1 protein-coding gene is annotated in these 545 nt (G+C 51.4%); it reads right to left on the reverse strand.

Features of this window, described 5'->3' with window-relative positions; all coding sequences use genetic code 11:
• Positions 1-158: 158 nt before the first annotated feature.
• Positions 159-545: DUF3750 domain-containing protein (locus A3751_RS17275; protein ID WP_082863350.1), on the reverse strand; the 387-nt coding region annotated here is incomplete at its 5' end.

The following is a 545-nucleotide window of genomic DNA, read 5'->3' on the forward strand; positions in this document are numbered from 1 at the left end:
GTTGAGCAAGCCGATACCGACACACCTCTATTCGACACGACAGCGATCCATGCCCGCAAAGCGGTAGAATTTATGCTCGCTGCTGAGTGCGAGCAAGACTCGTAAATAGGTCGGCTTACAGACGATCAACAGATGAAAAATCAGACGATCAACGGTCGCTATGGCGTCCAACCGCTACCGATCGCACGAAATGGCAAGTCAGGATCAAAGCCGTCGACTTGCTCGGCTAACCATGCGGGGTACGTATTGCTATTTGGGCCGGGAAACACTACATATTCGTTGGCCCAAGGGTAATCAAGAGAGGCTTCTAAAATCTGACTAATGATCTCGTCCACCCCCTCTCCTCGTTTTTCATAAACAAGTTCGGGCTCTGCGCCATACCAATGTCTGTCAGGCAGATCAGACTCGACACGCAATACAGGAACACCCCACTTCGCACGCCATCCGACCACTTCCAAAACAGTATAAGTATCCGCATTACTTGGCTTGACTGAAATCCACGTATGCACCGCGAAGATGCCCCTCCACCCCCAAGTATCTGCTGC

The organism is Oleiphilus sp. HI0080 (genome assembly GCF_001635135.1).